At 50.8% G+C, this 4,079-nt stretch carries 4 protein-coding genes and 1 pseudogene; all 5 read left to right on the top strand.

The window, feature by feature from the left end; translation table 11 throughout:
- Positions 1 to 86 precede the first annotated feature (86 nt).
- Positions 87 to 875: pseudogene (locus tag INT33_RS20785) on the top strand (ISL3 family transposase); the annotation flags it as partial.
- A 72-nt stretch (positions 876 to 947) separates the two neighbouring features.
- Positions 948 to 2,113, top strand: a protein-coding gene (locus INT33_RS20790; protein WP_139296708.1) for an IS3 family transposase whose coding sequence is annotated in 2 segments (ribosomal slippage) — positions 948 to 1,209 and positions 1,209 to 2,113 — 1,167 coding nt in all. Because the reading frame shifts where the segments join, the coding sequence is not laid out codon by codon here.
- A gap of 102 nt (positions 2,114 to 2,215) precedes the next feature.
- On the top strand, positions 2,216 to 2,692 hold the full coding sequence (locus INT33_RS20795; RefSeq protein ID WP_193086013.1) for an Arc family DNA-binding protein: 477 nt from the start codon (positions 2,216 to 2,218) through the stop codon (positions 2,690 to 2,692).
- A gap of 97 nt (positions 2,693 to 2,789) precedes the next feature.
- Entirely contained in the window at positions 2,790 to 3,209 is a 420-nt protein-coding gene (locus tag INT33_RS20800) for a hypothetical protein (protein WP_193086014.1), read from the top strand.
- A 244-nt stretch (positions 3,210 to 3,453) separates the two neighbouring features.
- Positions 3,454 to 4,079, top strand: a 626-nt coding sequence (locus tag INT33_RS20805) for a hypothetical protein (RefSeq protein ID WP_226917017.1), incomplete at its 3' end; no start/stop codon positions are given.

Below are 4,079 nucleotides of genomic sequence, written 5' to 3' on the forward strand. Positions count from 1 at the left end.
ACAAGGTCTCGCCGGAGTTACTTAGGCCTCTGCGTGACGTGAAGTAGGTCAACTACGTCGTAGGATGAACGCTTACCAAGGTGGTGACGGTCGGCGTGGACGAAACCGCCTCCCGGCGCGGTCATCGCTATGTCACGGTGTTCCTCGACATGCAGCGCAAGCGGGAACCGGTTATCTTTGCCGTCCCAGGCTGCGGCAAGGATGCCATCCAGGCTTTCAGCGCCTTCCTGGCGGCCCATGGCGGCGACCCGAATAATGTGGTCGAGGTCGTCTGCGATATGTCGCCAGCCTTCCTTAGCGGCGTGACCGAGCACCTTCCCAAGGCCGAGGTAACGGTCGACTGGTTCCATATCGTACAGACCTTCACCAAGCGGCTGGACGAGGTACGCAAGAAAGAGCGCCGGGAGCAGGGGCACCCCAAGTCGCTGCGCTGGGCCCTGCTGAAGAACCTGGATAACAAGAACCTGACACCCAAACAGCTTTCGGCGCTCCAGGAGTTGGTGGCCGATCAGAGCGCCACGGCCGATGCCTGGGTGATCAAGGAGAAGCTACGCTGGATCCAGAAGGCTCCAACGCCCAGAGCGGCTCGGTGGCGCATCACGAACTACCTCAAGGTCATGCAGGCGGCGGTGTCTGAAAAGTCACTGCTGAAGCCGATGGGGAAAGCCCTGGCGACGCTTGAGCGGCACGCCGACGCGGTGGTCAGACGCTGGCTCTCGGGACTGACGAACGCAAGACTGGAAGGAATGAATGGTCTGTTCCAAGCGGCTCGGTCACGAGCACGTGGCTACCGGAACGAGGCCAACTTTATCGCCATGATCTACCTGATTGGCAGCCCGGTGGGCCGCCTATTCGATCAGGCCAAATCCACGTGAAGTGACGAAGAATGATCTTGCCCAGTAACGATGGACACCTCAAGAATGTAATACACTGCAACGAGGTGAACCATGGCAAGATCGACGACATCAATGAAGAAAAAATCCTATACCCGTTACTCAGATACCTATCGGCAAGAAGCGTTAGCGCTTGCTGATCGCATAGGCGTTGCCGCAGCGGCTCGTGAACTGGGCATACACTCGAGTCAGCTTTATCAGTGGCGTTCTAAGGTTCAGCAACAGCAAGATACATCTGAGCGAGAGCGGTCGCTGGCAGAAGAAAACGTTCGTCTGAAGCGGCAATTAGCCGAAGCCAATGAGGAGCTGGCTATCACAAAAAAGGCCGCGGTGTACTTTGCGAAGAGCCTGAAGTGAAGTACGCCTTTATCCATCGTCATCGCCAGGCTTTCAGTGTTCAGCGCATGTGCCATGTTGTTGGGGTCGCTCGAAGCGGCTACTACGCTTGGCGACAGCGCGAAGGAGGTCTGTCTCTAAAGCGCAGCCAGCAAGCCGTTCTCGATAAGCGTGTGGCTGCGGCGTTTCACCAACGTAAAGGCCGCTCAGGCGCCCCGAGATTAGCTCTAGACCTGCAAGATGACGGAATACCGGTGAATCGCAAGACCGTGGCTGCCAGCTTACAGCGACAAGGCCTGCGTGCTAAAGCTGCCCGTAAGTTCAAGGCCACCACAAACTCTCGACATTCGCTACCTGTTGCGCCAAACCTGCTAGAGCAAGACTTCAGGGCTTCAGCCCCTAATCAAAAGTGGGTGGGTGATATCACCTACTTGGCGACGGGTGAAGGTTGGCTTTATCTTGCTGTGCTAATTGATCTTTACTCTCGCAAAGTCGTTGGTTGGGCAATGAGCGAGCGTATGACGGCAGATCTTGTCTGTGATGCACTACAAATGGCGCTATGGAAACGTAAAATGCCAACAGGCGTGATCGTCCATTCAGATCGAGGTGGTCAGTACTGTTCGACGCTGTATCAGTCGCTACTGACGCGACATGAACTCAAGTGCAGTATGAGCGCGAAAGGCAACTGTTATGATAACGCCTGTGCCGAAAGCTTCTTTCACAGCCTCAAGGTGGAAGCGATCCACGGCGAGAACTTTAAAACGCGAGATATGATGAGACGCCAGGTGTTTGAATACATCGAACTGGACTACAACAAGCAACGACGGCACAGTGCTATAGGGATGATCAGCCCAGAGGCGTTTGAAGTCCGAATGATCGCTTAAACGAGTGTCCACTGTTGCTGGGTAAGATCAGAACCCACTTTTTTGGGGAAGTAATGAGCCTAGTGCCGTGTCATTCAAAAGTTAAAGGAAAAGAGGTTAGCCATGGCACAGACACGATCTATGTACCCATTGCGGTTGCCAGATGAGCTTAAAAGCGAAGTTGAGCGTTTGGCAAAAGTGAACGGTCGGAGCATGAACGCAGAAATGTGTATGCGTATTCAAAATTCAATAAATCCAGGTCTCTTTGAAAGGCCAGATACTATGAGTAGTACCAAGTGTAGTACCAGTATTCACGAGGCCCTTGATGTAATCGAGGAATCTGGGATCGTCATTGTTGGACGTGAGCAAATTGAAGGTATAGCCGCTAAAGACGACAGGGAAACAACGCAGTTGATAGCATTTCTTTTGTCAGTAGGGCCTAGTTACGGGATTTTCTTCCAAAAAGATCATGCTAAATACGACAGGGCTAATTTCGCTAGCAGGCTCGGAAAGCTTGGTTTCGACACAGATTCTGCTCAAGTTGTCATAGCAAACCTGCGCCCGATGCCAACGCCTGACTTGGTATCACTCAGTGATTGAGAAGGACTCAATCACCCTACAAAGTGCTGACAGCGCATGGCTTGAGCGGAAATTCTCAGGACACCATTGTGTAAACGTAATGTTAGAGAAGGCATCCATGGCAGATTATGATGAGGATTGGGAAAATCGTGAGCTTGAAGCCCGCTTGGCGGATATATGGGAAGCGATTGAGAAAGAGTCCCAGGTGTTACGCCACGATCCCGATGTCAGGGACGAGGGAAGAAAGGTCTTTACGCAAACCTTGCTCAAAGTGTTTTTTCTGGGAGGAGTGTTCTACCCATCTGCTGTGATCATTCCCACAATAGCTTGGTTCTGGATAGACGGAATTGAAGTGCCATTTCAGGAAGCTGCTTACGTTATAGAAGTTATGTGGGGAACATTGGCTTCGGGATTTTCGGGGTGGCTTGGGGCAACTCGTCTACCTGAACTTGTTCCCTACTATAAAAAAGAAGCTCAAAGACGAGTGTTTGAGAAGGCGCGGAATGGCTTGTTAGAACATCACCATGTCGTTTTTTGAAGGGCAGCTAAATAAATAGGAAGCGGAGGTTTGTGTGCACAGTAAGACGAAATTAGCTGTTTTTTTCATACTTGTTTTGGTGGGTACCCTTGGCGCCTATGATTTTGTTAAATCGGGTGCTGATAACCCTTTGGTTTGGGCTCTAAGTGGAAAATGGGCACCTGCCCTATGGTTCTCTCTGTTAGGTATCTGCCTACTATCCATATTTAATCCAAAACCTAAAAAGTCATAGGAAAAGAATGTAATGGCCAACGCATCATTTGAAACAGTGAAAGAGTGCCTGATTGGAAATTACTTCGCTCCAGCTCAACAACTGCCGATCCTGATACACGACGCAACTGAACCACTTGATGGCGACTTGCACGGTGATTGGGAGATCCAGGGGATCTTCAATAACAACCACCTTTATAAAGGCTCTCTCAGCGGTCTAGGTATTCGGCTGGAACCAGCGGTCGTTGGGCTGGTTGACTTGCGCGCAATGTCAGGACTTAAACCTCTCATACCGGAAGCCTACATTGCATTGGAATCAATGAAGTCGAATTCTTCGAATGTGGATCAGATTCAGCCCTGGACGCGTCTAATTGGTTTTGCACTGGATCGAGACGACTCTGTTGACCTACAAAGTACTGACGATACGTGGCTTGAGCGTGAGTTCACTTACTTACACTGCAAAAATGTAATACCAGAACTGACCTTAGACGACAATGGTTACTTATACAGCTATACCCGTAAAACGCCTAAAGGAATTTTTGAAAGAAGATACGTGCTTGATGCCAATGGGGCTAGGAAAAAGTTATCAGTTAACGCGAAAAACCTCGTACTTCTAGTGCGAGGATGGATAGCGTGGGACGCGAAGCGTCCCCTATTCTG

The sequence above is a fragment of the Halomonas colorata genome, assembly GCF_014897985.1.
GTDB lineage: Bacteria > Pseudomonadota > Gammaproteobacteria > Pseudomonadales > Halomonadaceae > Vreelandella > Vreelandella colorata.

What these genes read in the sequence shown, in the direction of transcription:
- INT33_RS20795 (WP_193086013.1), top strand. Translation starts at nt 2,216, where the DNA reads ATGGCACAGACACGATCTATGTACCCATTGCGGTTGCCAGATGAGCTT.
- INT33_RS20800 (WP_193086014.1), top strand. Translation starts at nt 2,790, where the DNA reads ATGGCAGATTATGATGAGGATTGGGAAAATCGTGAGCTTGAAGCCCGC.